The sequence below is a fragment of the Chryseobacterium glaciei genome (assembly GCF_001648155.1).
Taxonomy (GTDB): domain Bacteria; phylum Bacteroidota; class Bacteroidia; order Flavobacteriales; family Weeksellaceae; genus Chryseobacterium; species Chryseobacterium glaciei.
Window position 1 is genome coordinate 2,168,984 of record NZ_CP015199.1, and the last position, 14,759, is coordinate 2,183,742.

General features: G+C 34.6%; 13 protein-coding genes. 1 reads left to right on the forward strand and 12 read right to left on the reverse strand.

The genetic code is table 11. The annotated features are described in order from the left end of the window. Window positions 1-9: 9 nt before the first annotated feature. From A0O34_RS09720 to mraZ, 12 genes are all read right to left on the reverse strand, one after another. Entirely contained in the window at window positions 10-1,002 is a 993-nt protein-coding gene (locus A0O34_RS09720; protein WP_066754151.1) for a cell division protein FtsQ/DivIB, read from the reverse strand. A gap of 166 nt (window positions 1,003-1,168) precedes the next feature. Further along, the gene (locus tag A0O34_RS09725; protein WP_066754153.1) at window positions 1,169-1,546 is read right to left on the reverse strand and encodes a GxxExxY protein; all 378 of its coding nucleotides are present in this window, start codon (window positions 1,544-1,546) and stop codon (window positions 1,169-1,171) included. Window positions 1,547-1,674: 128 nt separating this feature from the next. Continuing rightward, entirely contained in the window at window positions 1,675-3,033 is a 1,359-nt protein-coding gene (murC, locus tag A0O34_RS09730; protein WP_066754155.1) for a UDP-N-acetylmuramate--L-alanine ligase, read from the reverse strand. A gap of 90 nt (window positions 3,034-3,123) precedes the next feature. Then, window positions 3,124-4,218 carry an undecaprenyldiphospho-muramoylpentapeptide beta-N-acetylglucosaminyltransferase gene (gene murG / locus A0O34_RS09735; protein ID WP_066754158.1) on the reverse strand — a complete coding sequence of 365 codons (1,095 nt, stop codon included), beginning with the start codon at window positions 4,216-4,218 and terminating at the stop codon, window positions 3,124-3,126. A 94-nt stretch (window positions 4,219-4,312) separates the two neighbouring features. Beyond that, window positions 4,313-5,554, reverse strand: coding sequence for an FtsW/RodA/SpoVE family cell cycle protein (locus A0O34_RS09740; RefSeq protein WP_066754160.1), 1,242 nt, complete (start codon window positions 5,552-5,554; stop codon window positions 4,313-4,315). A 25-nt stretch (window positions 5,555-5,579) separates the two neighbouring features. Next, entirely contained in the window at window positions 5,580-6,914 is a 1,335-nt protein-coding gene (murD, locus tag A0O34_RS09745) for a UDP-N-acetylmuramoyl-L-alanine--D-glutamate ligase (RefSeq protein WP_066754162.1), read from the reverse strand. A 63-nt stretch (window positions 6,915-6,977) separates the two neighbouring features. Beyond that, complete coding sequence (mraY, locus tag A0O34_RS09750) at window positions 6,978-8,219, reverse strand: phospho-N-acetylmuramoyl-pentapeptide-transferase (protein WP_066754164.1); 1,242 nt, start codon at window positions 8,217-8,219, stop codon at window positions 6,978-6,980. Window positions 8,220-8,251: 32 nt separating this feature from the next. After that, window positions 8,252-9,712 carry a UDP-N-acetylmuramoyl-L-alanyl-D-glutamate--2,6-diaminopimelate ligase gene (locus A0O34_RS09755; RefSeq protein WP_066754166.1) on the reverse strand — a complete coding sequence of 487 codons (1,461 nt, stop codon included), beginning with the start codon at window positions 9,710-9,712 and terminating at the stop codon, window positions 8,252-8,254. Window positions 9,713-9,889: 177 nt separating this feature from the next. Then, entirely contained in the window at window positions 9,890-11,881 is a 1,992-nt protein-coding gene (locus tag A0O34_RS09760; RefSeq protein ID WP_066754168.1) for a penicillin-binding transpeptidase domain-containing protein, read from the reverse strand. Next, complete coding sequence (locus A0O34_RS09765) at window positions 11,865-12,233, reverse strand: FtsL-like putative cell division protein (protein WP_066754171.1); 369 nt, start codon at window positions 12,231-12,233, stop codon at window positions 11,865-11,867. The genes A0O34_RS09760 and A0O34_RS09765 overlap by 17 nt, the downstream gene beginning before the upstream one ends. Window positions 12,234-12,323: 90 nt before the next feature. After that, window positions 12,324-13,217, reverse strand: a complete 894-nt coding sequence (rsmH, locus tag A0O34_RS09770) for a 16S rRNA (cytosine(1402)-N(4))-methyltransferase RsmH (RefSeq protein WP_066754172.1) — start codon at window positions 13,215-13,217, stop codon at window positions 12,324-12,326. A 39-nt stretch (window positions 13,218-13,256) separates the two neighbouring features. Continuing rightward, a complete protein-coding gene (gene mraZ, locus A0O34_RS09775; protein ID WP_066754174.1) occupies window positions 13,257-13,715 on the reverse strand; it encodes a division/cell wall cluster transcriptional repressor MraZ in 459 nt (152 codons plus the stop codon). Window positions 13,716-13,987: 272 nt separating this feature from the next. On the opposite strand from mraZ, the gene A0O34_RS09780 reads away from it, so the two are divergent. Then, window positions 13,988-14,749: an alpha/beta fold hydrolase gene (locus A0O34_RS09780; protein WP_066754176.1), complete on the forward strand. Its 762-nt coding sequence runs from the start codon at window positions 13,988-13,990 to the stop codon at window positions 14,747-14,749. Window positions 14,750-14,759: the final 10 nt, after the last annotated feature.

Here is a 14,759-nt window from a genome sequence, read left to right on the forward strand (position 1 = left end):
TTGATTTTTTTATTCTATTTTAACCTTTGCCTTTGTTTTCGGCTTTGTTGCCGTAGTTTTCTTCTCTGTTTTTTTTGTTTCTTTTGCCTTGGGTTTGGTTACTGCTTTTGGCTTTGTGCTTTCCTTCGGTTTTTTTGAAGTTGAGCTTGGTTTTTTCGTCTCTTTTTTTACTTCTGCTATTTTAAGTTTAGCTTCTGTGTTTTTTCCTGCCGTGGTTGGCGGAACTTTTGCCAGTTCTAATTTCCCAACTTTTAGAATACTGTCATTACCTTTAAAATAAGGATTCAAAGTGGTAACAATCTGATTCTGATACTTAATAGAGATCATATTGTACTTTAAAGGATCCTGATAAACGAGATATTTCTCTACAAAAGCCTTAAAACCTTTTACTTTTAGGTCTATATTATCTAAATCTCCTATTTCTACTTTATAATTTCCTTCACTTGTCAGAAGATTGTAATCTCCGTTATTGTCTTTTGAGATTCCGATGAAATATTTTTTACTGAAATCATCTTTGTCGATCTTCCCAACCAATTCAGCTAATTTTTCGTATTCATCTTTTTTCACACTTCCTGTCACCAACATGCAAGGATGTGAATAGGTTCTGGAAATAGGAAATTCAATTCCTCTTTCGTCTACATAAAAGTCTTTTCCGTCTTTATTTAATCTGAAAACAGGAACTCTTTGTTTAATATCTAAATTAAGCTTTCCATTGAGGTTTAAGTAGACATTGGCACTATCGACCGCTGGAAGTGAATTAATCTTTTTTTCCAATGCGGGAATATTAAGATCTCCCACTTTTCCTGATGGATTTTCCTTGTTTACAATTGCTCTAATGTCTTTTTCATCAATGAAATAAACCGGAGTTTTCTCATTCATTTTTACAGAAATCTTATTATCCGTAATCTTCTGACCCCCAAATTTCTTCAATGAGAAACTCAGCAGGAAACCTAGAAGGATCACTGTGATAGCAATTTTTAATATTCTGTATTTATTTTTCATTTGTTTTCTTTAAACTTTTTAACGCTATGCTCGCAAGGATTTATTTTAATTATTATCTATTATTTTTCGTTCGCAAGGGCGTTTCACTCAGCAAATGATAACTGAAAATATTTTTACTATTTTAGTTTTATACTTGCATATATTGTATTTAAACCAAGCTTTTGTTTTATAATTTGTTTACTGCTCTTTTTACTCCGTCTTTAAATAAGGTGGAATGAAAATTTAAAATCATTCCCAATTTCATTTCTGTGACCCTTAAATAATTAAGAAGCTGAAAAAAATGATATTTATTAATTTCCGGAACTGCTTTTATTTCTATAATTACTTTATTTTCAATTAATAAATCAACTCTAAATGCTTTCTCAATTATCAAACCTTCATAATTGATGCTAATATCTTTTTGGCTTTCAATATTAAGCCCACTATTTTTCAATTCGTGAATTAAGCATTGCTCATAAACATTTTCATAGAGCCCAATTCCAAGTTTACGATGCACTTTCATCCCTGCATCAAAAACTATATTTGATATTTCATTTTCTGTCATCTTTGTGTTTTTAATTACTCTGAATGATATTTTCAGTTATCATTTGCTGAGTGAAACGCCCTTGCGAACGAAATTAATAAGACTTCCAAAAAAAAATCATTGCGCTCGTTGCGTTTAATTTATTTAATCTAATTTTTTTCCATCCATTCACAAATAGGGTCGTACAACGTATCAATATTTCCTGCGCCTACTGTGAGAAGAATGTCAAAGTCTTTTTCTTTTATTTTATTGAAAGCATCAGATAAATTTGATACTTCTTTTTTATCTAAAGTCACTTTTTCCAATAACCAGTCTGAAGTTATTCCTTCAAAATTTTCCTGAAGTTCTCTTGCCGGATAAATATCCAATAAGATTAATTCTTCAGAATCACTTAAGCTTTCTGCAAAACCGTCTGCAAAATCTCTCGTTCTGCTGAATAAATGCGGTTGGAAAACAACCAATAATTTTTTCTCAGGGTAAAAAGTTCTGATCGATCCTACTACCGCATTAATTTCTGTTGGATGGTGAGCATAATCGTCGATGTAAATTTTACCGTTTTTATAGATATGTTTAGTATATCTTCTTTTAATTCCTTTAAAATTAGCAATAGCTTTCTTTAAAATTTCGAAATTAATACCTAAATTATTTAAAATAGCCAATGCAACCGTCGCATTTTCTACATTATGAATGCCCGGAATTTCCCAAACAAAATCTTTTATCGTTTCTGTTGGTGTATGAAAATCAAAAGAGATTTTATCATGATCCATTCGCAGGTTATCTGAGTAATAATCAGCAACTTCGTTTACTGCATAAGTAAGATGAGGTCTTCCGATTTCAATTCCTTTTCTTACAAAAAGTTGTTTGTCATTCGGAACTAAAGCTGCAAATTGTTTGAAGCCCTCCTCAATCGTATTTTTATCACCATAAATATCCAAATGATCTGCATCTGTGGAAGTTATCACTGCCCAATCCGGAGAAAGGTTAAGGAAACTTCTGTCATATTCATCTGCTTCAACCACAGAATATTGATTACCGTTGAAAAGAAAATTTGATTTAAAATTCTCTGCAATTCCGCCCAGAAAGCAAGAAAAAGGTAAATCCGCTTCTTTACACAAATGTGCAACCAGGCTGGAAGTTGTCGTTTTTCCATGCGTTCCTGCAACAGCGATGCAGTCTGTGTTTTCAGTGATTAAACCTAAAACTTTTGCACGTTTTAAAACTTCAAAACTATTTTGATTAAAATAATCTAAGATCCCCAACGTTTTGATTGCCGGAGTGTAAATTATTAATGTATTTTCTTTTTCAAGAGAATTTATTCTTTCGTCAATAAGATCTTCAAAAACAATATCAATTCCCTCATTCATTAGATTCTGAGTGAGTTTGGTGTTGGTCTTATCATAGCCCAAAACTTTTTTACCTGAAGCATTGAAATAGCGTGCCAAAGCACTCATTCCGATCCCTCCGATTCCAACGAAGTAAAAATTTTGATATGTTTCTAAATTTTTCATTTTATATTAAAAATTAAAAGATTAAAAAATTAAGATATTTAGAAATTCGAAATGCCTTAATCTCTGAATTTCTAGATTTTTTAATCTTATCTATTTTATCACTTTAAAGATCTCGTCTACAATCTCTTTTGCGGCATTTGGCTTGGCAAAGTATTTCAGATTTTCAGACATTTCTTTTCTTACATCTTCATTTTCGCAGATCTCTGATAATGTCTTCCAGAATTTTTCCTGCATTTCAGAGTCTTTTACCATTTTGGCTGCATTTTTTTCAACCAAATTCAGCGCATTTTTTGTTTGATGATCCTCTGCCGCAAAAGGGAAAGGAACTAACAAAACAGGTTTCTGTGCTACCGCCAACTCTGAAATGGCAATCGCACCTGCTCTTGAAACAATGACATCGGCAGCGGAATAAGCTGTTTCCATGTCTTTGATGAATTCCTTCAATTGAATGGAAGCTGGAAGTTGGAGGCTGGAAGATAATTCGCTGTAATCCAATTTTCCTGTTTGCCAGATTAATTGATAGCTTTTTTCTTTAAGGCTTTCAAGGTTTTCTTTCCAACCGTTATTTAATGTTCTTGAGCCTAAAGAACCGCCAACAGAAAGTATTGTCAGTTTATCTTTATCTAATCCCATTTTTTCTTTTGCCTGAGCTGTTCCCTGCATTCCTGAAATAATATTCTCACGAATCGGATTTCCTAAGAATTTTATTTTTTCACTCGGAAAACCTTCCACTTTCGGATAGGCTGTAAAAACGGCTCTTGCTTTTTTACTTAAAATTTTATTCGTTACTCCTGCATGTGCGTTCTGCTCTTGGATGAAGATTGGAATTCCCAATTTGCTTGCTTCATACAAAGCGGGTCCGCTTGCAAAACCGCCAGTTCCAACCGCAAAATCCGGAGCGAAGTTTTTAATTATTCTTTTAGATTTAGATAAACTTTTCAAAATTTTGAAAGGTAAACCTAAATTGGATAGCATATTTCCTCTGTCGATTCCGGCGATATCAATTCCTTCGATTTTATAACCAGCTTGAGGAACTTTTTCCATTTCCATTTTTCCGTTGGCTCCAATGAACAAAAATTCTGCATCAGGAAATCTTTTCTTGATCTCATCTGCAATAGCGATAGCCGGGAAGATGTGCCCTCCTGTTCCGCCTCCTGATAATAATATTTTTAACTTTTTGTCCATTTTTAATTTATCGTTTTAATCGAATCAATTAATTTTATTTTAATGTTGATAGGATTTCATCCTATCCTTTGCTAAATCGTCCTTTTGGGACTCTTTACGCGATATCGTTTATTTCTGCTATGCTTTGTTTTTTGCCCATTCCTTCTTCATCGTATATCTGGATTCTTGAGCTTATATTTAAAATAATTCCTAATTGCAAATAAGTGACCAACATTGATGTTCCTCCGTAACTTATTAATGGCAAAGGTTGTCCTGTTACCGGGATCAGATTAATTGCAACTGCAATATTTACAGATAGTTGTATGAAAATCATCACCCCGAGACTTAGGACGAGTAAGGAGCCGAAAAAGGCCGGCATCTTACTGGCTATCATCACGATACGGATCATCATAATTAAATACAGACAAATCAGAAAAGCAGCTCCGATAACTCCATATTCTTCAACAATTACAGCAAAAATAAAATCCGATGCAGACTGTGGAAGCATTTGCTTTAATGCACTTTTCCCTGGTCCCATTCCGGTAATTCCACCGTGAACGATGGCGGCTTTCGCTTGCATTACCTGATAATTTTTTGCCTTTAAACTTTCATCATCTACATCAGCTGATTTTGCTTTGCTTGATGTAAATGTTTCAATACGGCTCATCCATGTGTGAACACGGTTTCCGCCGATCATGTTTGTATTTAAAGCAATCAATAAAAAGAAAACAATGGCCACAAATGATGAGGAAATGAACCCTGCAATGTATTTCCAATGTAATTGTCCTATAACCAAAACAACTACGGAAACCATTAAGATCATTAATGCCGTAGAACCGTTATCTTTCGCAACCAAAACAAAAACAAGCAAAATGGGCCCGAAAATGTACATAATGTTCTCAATCGGAAGCCTTTCTCGTGTAATTTTCTTGGTTAAATATCTACACAAATAAATAATCAACATTAAAAAAGCAAATGAAGACGGCTGAAATGATATCGGTGTTCCCGGAATTTTTAACCATCTGGAAGCACTCGCTCCGTCGATTGTTTGTCCAGTAAACATCGTGACAACCAATAAGATAATCATTAAACCAAGCAAAATACTGCTGAGTTTTCCGATGTATTCGTATTTAATTGTTCCTACAACTCTCATAATTGCCAGACCAAGAAGTACGAAGAACATATGTTTCATCACGTGACCTGTTGTGGTTCCGTTATTTACGATATATTCCAGATTCGAACTTGCAGAATATACAGGGAAAATAGAGAAAATGGAGATCACAAGAATGACCATCCAAAGTACTTTATCGCCCTTTAGGAATTCAAATCTGCTATCTTCTGTGTCTTGTTCGTTCATAATGGTTGCTTTTAGCTGTTGGCTATTAGCTGTTTGCTTTTAAAACCTGCTCTTTAAACTGACGACCTCTGTCTTCATAGCTTTTGAATAAATCAAAACTTGCACAACATGGAGATAATAGAACCGTATCACCATTTTTAGCCAAAGATTTTGAAATTTTCACAGCATCTTCCATACTTGAAGTGTCATAAATATATTCTTTCTTGTCTTTAAAGAAATCTATAATTTTTTGATTATCAATTCCTAAGCACACAATTGCTTTTACCTTTCTTTTAACTAATTCCTCAATTTCTGAGTAATCGTTTCCTTTATCCTGTCCACCAACAATCCAAACGGTTGGATTTTTCATGCTTTCCAACGCGTAATATGTTGCATTAACATTAGTTGCCTTGCTGTCGTTGATGAATTTTACACCATCAATTTCAGTTACCAACTCTAATCTGTGTTCAACTGCCTGGAAAGTCATTAGTGAATTTCTAATACTTTCATTATTGATTTCCAATATTTTACCAGCGATTGATGCTGCTAAGCTGTTGGCTACGTTGTGATTTCCTAATAAAGACAATTCATCAAGTTTCATTGAGAAATTATCTTTCAATTTTACTTTTATCTGATCATTGTCTACAAAACCTCCTTCAGACAAGCTTTCTTTTGTTGAAAAAGGGATCATTTTCGCTTTTATCTCTAATTTTTCAAGAATGTTTTTGCTCATTTCGTCATCTTTATTGTAGATGAAAAAATTGTCATTTTCCTGATTTTCAGCTATTCTGAATTTTGCTAATGCATATTCTTCATAGTTGTAGTTGTATTGATCCAAATGATCTTTAGATAAATTCAACAATAAAGAAATATAAGGTCTAAAGTTTTGAATATCATCTAATTGGAAAGAACTAACCTCCAATACATAATATTCATGATTTTCGTCGGCTACTTGCTTCGCAAAGCTGTACCCGATGTTTCCTCCTAGACCTACATTTAATCCGTCATTTTTCAGGATATAATAGATTAGAGAAGTTGTAGTTGTTTTTCCGTTGCTTCCTGTGATCGCGATGATTTTAGCATTGGTAAACTCCGCAGCAAACTCAATTTCAGAAGAAAGTCTGATTCCTTTCAAATGAATTTTATTGATGATCTCTGCTTTTTTCGGAATTCCCGGGCTTTTTACTATCCAGTCTGCATTTAATATTCTTTCTTCGTCGTGGTCTCCTTCTTCAAACTCGATTTCATTTTCTGTTAGAAACTGCTTGTAGTTGTCCTTAATGACTCCTTTGTCTGAAAGAAACACTTCCAAACCTTTCTTTTTAGCCAAATAAGCAGCTCCACATCCGCTTTCTCCTCCTCCTAAAACAACTATTTTCATATTAATTTTGATTTAATGATTGAAAAAATTTCAATATTTGAATCTTTTCAATTTTAAATTAACTTATCTCATTTTCAATGTGATAAGACATACAATTGCTAACATAACACCGATGATTATCATTCTGTTCACGATTTTACTTTCGTGAAAACCTTCTTTCTGATAATGGTGATGTAATGGTGACATCTTAAATAATCTATTGTTTTGAGCATATTCCAGCCCGTATTTTCTTTTTCTAAATTTGAAAACAACTACCTGTAGCATCACAGATATATTTTCTATTAAAAAGATCCCGCACAGCACAGGAATCATTAATTCTTTTCTTAAAATGATCGCTAAAACCGCAATAGCTCCACCCAGCATCAAACTTCCTGTATCGCCCATAAAAACCTGTGCAGGATAGGTGTTGTACCAGAAAAATCCGATCACGGCTCCTACCATCGCGACCACGAAAATGGTGGTTTCACCCATGTTGGGGAGGAACATAATGTTGAGATAATCTGCAAAAATAATGTTCCCGGAAACGTAGGTGAAAAACGCTAATGCAAGCAGTATGACTGTACTTGTGCCTGCTGCGAGGCCGTCAATTCCATCGGTGATATTGGCTCCGTTGGAAACTGCTGTTACAATAAAAATTACGATCGGGATGAAAACGATCCATGCCCATTCGTGAGCGTCTTTGTCATTCATCCAAAACAACATTCCACTATAATCGAATTCGTTATTTTTAGCAAAAGGAACTGTAGAAACAGTGATTTTTTCTGTAGGCATGAAATTTTGCTCTACATTATTTCTGTTCACTACTTTTGCATCTGCATATTTTCTTTTAACCGTAATGTCGGGGTGGAAATACATTGTAACTCCGACAATTAGCCCTAATCCGACCTGTCCTACAATCTTGAATTTTCCACTTAAACCATCTTTATTTTTCTTAACCTTTTTTAAATAATCATCTAAGAAACCAATTGCGCCCATCCAAACCACAGAAACAATTAAAAGAACAATATAGACATTGGTAATTCTCGTGAATAATAAAACCGGAATCAACGTTGCCAAAATGATGATAAGACCTCCCATTGTTGGAGTTCCTTCTTTTTGTTTTTGTCCATCTAATCCTAAATCACGAACCAATTCCCCCATCTGTTTTGCTCTCAGATAGTTGATGATTCTTTTTCCGTAAACAAGAGCTATGGTTAAAGACAACAGAACAGCCATTCCGGCACGGAAAGAAATGTATTTTAACATTCCAAGTCCCGGGACGTGAATTCCATGGTCGGTAAGATATTCGTATAGATAGTATAACATGTTTCTATTTTTTATAAATTATCGATTATAAATTACTTACTCATTAACTTCCAAAGCTCAATAATTACTTCTTTGTCATCAAAATGATGTCTTACATCATTTATCTCTTGATACGTTTCGTGGCCTTTTCCGGCTACCAAGACAATATCTTTAGGTTCTGAGAACTTTATTGCCATCTTTATGGCTTCTCTTCTATCCGGAATTGAAGTGTATTTGCTGAAGTATTGGGGTTCAACGCCTGCTTCAATTTCTTTTATAATTGCTGTCGGATCTTCTGTTCTTGGGTTGTCTGAAGTGATGATCGCCAACGTTGATTTTTTGCTGGCAATATTTCCCATTTCAGGTCTTTTGGAGTGATCTCTGTCGCCCCCGCAACCGAAAACTGTAATCAGTCTTTCATTTTTTGTTCTGATATCATTAATGCTGTCCAAGATGTTTTCTAAAGCATCGGGAGTGTGTGCATAATCTACAATGAAGAAAATTCCACCGTCTGATTTGAAGGTTTCGAATCTTCCGGAAACTCTTTTTAATTTGCTGATCGCCTGTAGAATTTCGTCTTGCTCAAAACCAAGCTCGGAAGCAATTCCGAAAACCAGCAATAAATTGTAAACATTAAATCTTCCTGTTAATGTTGTCCAAAATTCTTTTCCATTAAAATTCAACAGCATTCCGTTGAAATCAATTTCCAGTGATTTTCCATGGAAATCTGCCATTGTCTTCAAAGCATAAGACTTTTTCGTAGCCTTTGTGTTTTGGAGCATAACCATTCCGTTTTTATCATCAACATTGGTGATAGCAATGGCCGTATCCTGAAGTTCATCAAAAAATCTTTTCTTCGTTTTTAAATACTCGTCAAAAGTTTTATGATAATCTAAATGATCGTGGGTAAGGTTTGTAAATCCTGCAACTTTAAAATGCAGACCTTCAATTCTGTTTTGGGAAATTCCGTGTGAACTTACTTCCATGAAAGCAAATTCGCAACCTTCTTCAACTGCCTGAGCTAAAATTTTATTAATCGTAATAACGTCCGGAGTTGTATGTGTCGCCGGAATTATTTTTTCTCCAATTCTGATTTCAACTGTGGAAAGTAAAGCTGAATCGTAACCTAAATTTTTAAATACATCAAAAAGCAGGGTAGAAACAGACGTTTTTCCATTTGTTCCTGTAACTCCGATTAATTTTAATTTTTCAGAAGGATTTCCGTAGAAATTAGAAGCCAAATGACCTAAAGCTTTAGAAGAATCCTTCACTTTAACGTAAGTGATATTTTCATTCAAACTTTCAGGGAACTCTTCGCAAACAATTGTTTTTGCTCCTTTTTCAATTGAAGATGCAATAAATGAATGTCCATCCACAACCGTTCCTCTCATTGCAATGTACAACGAGTTTTCAGTAACCTTTCTGCTGTCGAATACCAATTCCGAAACCTCACGAGTGTTTTCACCGTGAATTTCTAAAACTGTAATTCTGTTTAATAATTCAATTAATTGCATTTTTTGATGCTTTATATTCTTAATAATTTTGATAGGATTTTATCCTGTCGATATTTAATTGTCTTTTCGGAATTTAATATTGAACCCTTCGGGTTTTTTATTATTTAATTTTTTTCCTTTTGGTTTGATAGGATTATCATCCTATCCTTATTTAAATCGTCCCTTTGGGACTCTTTTTTAATTCTGTAGAGACAAATAAATTCTCTGACTTTTACTAATTGTTGTGCCTTCTAGTGGGAACTGTTCTTTAATTCGTCCAACTCCTTTATAATCGACACGATATCCTAGGTTTTCCAATTGTGGGATGATGTTTTTACCAATCAATCCGACTACACTTGGCATTTGTTTATTATTAACTGCTATTTTTACATTAGGTTCAACCATTTTATTAAGGTCAACCTTTTTGTTAACAAGCATTTCTTTTTCAACGTTTTGAGGTGTTTTTAAGAAAGTTTTTCCTGCAATTTCTTTAAACACTGGCGCAGAAACTGTTGCTCCGTAAAATCCTTTTGCTGTATTCGGCTCACTGATCATCACATAACACGTATATTTCGGATTATCAGCCGGATAGAAGCCTGCGAATGATGCACGGTACTTCATTGGGCCGGGCAACCAATATTCAAATCTTGCGGTTCCTGTTTTACCTGCCATTTTTAAATTGGGCGTGAAAATACTTTTTCCTGTTCCTTTCTCAACCGCTTTGGTCAATGCGCTGGTCATCATTTTAATAGCTTTTTCTGAAGCCATTTTATTGACGATAACTTCGGGTTTTGCATTGTACATTACCTTTCCGTCTTTCATGATCTTGTCGATGAATAGAGGTTTTAGCATTTTACCTCCGTTAGCAACTCCGTTATAAAAAGTTGTTAATTGTAATAAATTGATGTTTGAAGAATATCCGTAAGCAATTGAAGCTAATGTTGCAGCATTCCATCTTTTATTTTCAGGAGTTACGATCTTCGGTTTTGTGATTCCCGGAAGCTCGATGTCCATTTTGTCGAATAATTTCCAACGTTTTAGATGATCCAAGAAAATCTGTGGTTTCGCAGCGTAATATTTTGTAATTAATTTTGCTGTTCCAACATTGCTTGATTTCGCTAAAACATCACTGATGTCATAAGTTCCGCCACCGTGACCGTCTGAAATTCTTTGTTTTGCATATACCCAAACTCCGTTTCCTACATTTACGGTTGTATTTTCATCAATAAAACCATCATCCATTGCTGCTAACAACGAGATTGTTTTGAATGTAGACCCCGGTTCGATGTTATCTTTTAGAGCATAGTTGTAAGAATCTTCATATTCTCCATCTTCGGTTCTTCTTAAATTAACCAAGGCGCGAACTTTACCAGTCTGCACTTCCATTACAATTACAGTCCCGTGTTTTGCTTCGAAATTCACAAGTTGCTTCTCTAAAGCAGAGTGCGCAATGTCCTGAATTCTAAGGTCTAAAGTCGTATAAACATCTTCTCCGTCAACAGGTTCCTGAACTTTCCAAAAATCGATTGGTTTCCATTGAGAAGAGTTGATTCTTTGTTCTAATCTTTTCCCGTCACTTCCTGTCAGATATTTTGAGAAAGCGCCTTCAAGACCCGCTTTAAGCTCACCATTATCAATTCCAATAGTTCCGGCACCGATTTCTGAGGTAGCTAATTCTCTTTTATAATTTCTGTCAACGATGAAACCGCCTTTGTTTTTTCCTTTTTTGAAAATCGGAAAGTTTCTGATTCTGTCGTACTCGTCAAAATCCAGACCTTTAACTAAAGCGTAATATTGATTTTTCTTTTTCTTCTGTTCGTCGAATTTTTGTCTGAAATCACCTCTCGATTTTCCAAACATTTTGCTTAAAGAATCCGTTAAAGCTCCGATGTTGTTGCTATAAATCGTGTCTTTCATCGTTTTGAAATCCAGATAAATATCGTAACGCATCACGGTTGTCGCAAGAATAGAACCGTCGGAAGCAAATAAATTCCCACGGGCAGCTTTTAGAGTTGCTTCGCGGTAATTTTTGTTAATGTAGTCGTCTTTAATTTCCTGAACATTGGTGTTTTGAAGAATGATGATCCTTGCAATGAACATTACAAATACGCACAAAGCCACCACTGCGAAGAGGTAGCCCCACCTTAAGGTTCTTTTACGTTTGTTGTCGTATTCATTTTGCTTTTGCATCTGTACTATCCAATTTTATTAATAATTTGTGAGGATGGTTTTCCAGTGTCATCAAAGAATCCCGGGCAACTTCTTTCCCTAACTGAGATTCCATTTTTACTTTAATAAGCTTACTTTGTGCGTAAGCGTTTCGAGATTTGTATTCTTCTGTTTCTTCTTTTAAGGCGTTGACAATTTTAATTTTCTTATTGACGAGATGATTACTGTAAATCATTGCCATCATTAAGATAAACAACAAGAGAAAATACTTATAATGTACTTTGATTTCATCACGATTCAGGAAATTACCTTTTATAATATCTATAAAAGTTAATCTTTTCTGAGGGCGATTTGTTGTTGTTCTTTTTGCCATTTTGGTTGTTTGTTGCTGGTTGTTTGTTGCTGGTTGTTTGTTGCTGGTTGTCGGATTTAAACCTTACAACTATCAACAAACAACCAAAAACTATACTTTTATTCCTGTTCTCATTTTAGCACTTCTTGCTCTTGAGTTTTCTTCAATTTCCTTATCATCAGGAATGATTGCTTTGCTCTTAACCAATTCAAATACTTTTTTATAATTTCCGTAAATGTCTCTTGTAGGTTCCCCTTCGAACATTCCGTTTTTCAAAAATCTTTTTACCAAACGATCTTCCAGAGAGTGGTAAGAAATTACGACCAATCTTCCATCGGGTCTTAAAACATTGTATGCCTGAACAAGCATTTCTTTTAAAACCTCCAGTTCCTGGTTTACTTCAATTCTTATCGCCTGGAAAAGCTGTGCATAAAATTTATTGATCTTATGCGGCGGAAGAAAACTGAAAAGCTTTTTCAAATCTTCCGTTGTGTTGATAGTTTTAATTTTTCTGTGGTGAACAATGTCTCTAGCTAATTTTCTAGATTCTCTTAATTCGCCATAATAATAAAAAATATTAGCCAACTGCTCTTCTTCGTAATCGTTGATTACTCTTTTTGCATCAAGACCCTGCATTACATTCATCCTCATGTCCAAAGGAGCGTTGCTTCTTGTGGAAAATCCTCTTTCTGCTTCATCAAACTGATGAGAAGATACACCAAGGTCGGCAAGAACTCCATCAACCTGAGAAACTCCATACATTAATAAGGAGTTTTCTAAGAATCTGAAATTCTGATTGATCAAAGTGAATCTCGGATCATCAATTGTATTTTTAAGTGCGTCTAAATCTTGGTCAAAACCGTACAGTTTTCCTTTATCGGAAAGTCTGCTCAGTATTTCTTTTGAGTGACCACCGCCACCAAAAGTACAGTCCACGTATGTTCCGTCTGGATTCGTTACCAAATCATCAACACTTTGCTTCAACAAAACGGGGTTATGATACATGTTTAAGTTGTGTTTTTTGTCGCTTTTTTTATTTAGCGGTTATTCTTCATCTAAAGAGCCCATCACGTCTTCGGCAAGGCTGGCAAAATCTTCTTCGTTGGTAGAGATCACTTTTTCGTAAGCGTCTTTGTCCCAAATTTCAAATAATTCTCCGGCGCTGGTAATCACAATATCTTTTTGAAGATTTGCGAAATGCGTCAGGTCTTTTGAAATTTGTAATCTACCGGCATTATCCAATTCTACAGTTTTTACTCCTGCCGTAAACATTCTAATGAAATCAGCATTCTTTTTAATGAATCTGTTTAATTTATTAATCTTGCCCATCAATTTATCCCAAGCATTCATAGGGTAAACTTCTAGGCAAGTTTGGAACACAGATCTTTTGACTACAAACGCCTTGTCATCAAAGTCTTCCATCTGTTTGATCAGAGATGAAGGAACTTTTAAACGGCCTTTGTCGTCAATTTTACACTCATATGTTCCAATGAAATTTTTCATTTGGGACAAATTTATATAATAATTTCCAATATTTCCCACTTTTTCCCACTTTTTGACTTAATGTTAATAAGTTTTATTAATGATTTAATAATATAGATTTAAGTTGTTGATATATTGAGCCTTGAGAATTGTATTATTCAGGCCATAGTAAAGAGATTTTCAAAAAAAGAGTTAAAAAGCACTTTATTATATTATTTTTATTTTAAATTAGGCATATCAAAATATTTTTGAGGTTTAATTTGTATTTTTGCAAGGCTTTATTAAGGCGTTTTATGATATTTAGTACAAAAAAAGAAAAGAAATATACCTTTGTAGAGGCGGGAGAAGGACATCCATTAGTGCTATTGCACGGTTTAATGGGTGGTTTGAGCAATTTCGATAAGATGGTGAATTTTTTTTCAGAGAGAGGATTTAAGGTCTATGTACCTCAATTGCCGATCTATGATTTACCAGTGCTCAATACTAATCTTACCACATTAGCAAAATATATTATAAAGTTTATAGAGAGCCATATCGAAGGGCCTGTAACTATTGTTGGAAACTCAATGGGAGGTCATATCGGGCTTATACTAACTTTGGCAAGACCGGATCTAGTTAATAATCTGGTTTTAACAGGAAGTTCCGGATTATATGAAAGAACATTCGGAGACAGTTTTCCGAGAAAAAATGACAAATCATATATAAGGAAGAAAACTGAAGAGGTTTTTTATGACCCTGCGGTAGCAACTGAAGATCTTGTAGACGAGGTTTTTGGGGTGGTAAATGATAGAATGAAGGGAATAAAGACCGTAATGCTGGCCAGAAGTGCCATCAAGCACAATATGTTGCACGATCTTCCTAAGATTTTGACACCAACGTGTCTGATCTGGGGGAAACAGGATAATGTGACACCTCCGGAAGTTGCAATCGATATGCACAAATTTATTCCAAATTCAGATTTGTTCTGGATTGATAAATGTGGTCATGCAGCAATGATGGAAAAACCGGATGAATTTAATGAAATTCTCTACAGCTGGTTAAAAGATAAAGTTTAAAAAAAATAAA